Consider the following 418-nt stretch of genomic DNA (forward strand, 5'->3'; position numbering starts at 1 on the left):
TAAGTGACCTACAAAGGAACAATATTTAGCATCTTTGAAAATGTACAACGTCTCGCAAAAAACCGCATGAAATGTCTTTTCGTGATCGCCTGTTATTAAACTCGCTTTGTTTTTACATAGCAGGAATAGAAATCAAAATGGCATTCTCAGAAACTCGCCCACAGAAAGTATTTTACACAGAATTCACAAGCAAGAATAAGGCTGAGGTGGTCGCTCTGTTTGATCAGATTAGTGAGCAGTACAGGGTGAATAACGCTGTCAACGGACTTTCGTTGGTGACCTATGCTGAAAATATTGACGATCGCTACATGGTATTCATGAGAGCAGCTGAAGGGTTTGAAACGGTGGGACTTGATCAGCAAGTTAAGCAGCAGTTGTCACAACTGACGGGTTACCGCCTCCAAAGGGTGTATGAAGG

Annotated in this window: 1 protein-coding gene; it reads left to right on the top strand. The window is 42.1% G+C overall.

Translation table 11 applies throughout. The annotated features are described in order from the left end of the window. Window positions 1–71 precede the first annotated feature (71 nt). On the top strand, window positions 72–418 hold a 347-nt coding region (locus tag AB4585_RS28875), incomplete at its 3' end, for a hypothetical protein (protein ID WP_372172223.1).

Origin of the sequence: Vibrio sp. 10N.222.49.C9, from assembly GCF_041474985.1 — a bacterium.
In the GTDB taxonomy this organism is placed as follows: Bacteria; Pseudomonadota; Gammaproteobacteria; order Enterobacterales; family Vibrionaceae; genus Vibrio; species Vibrio crassostreae_C.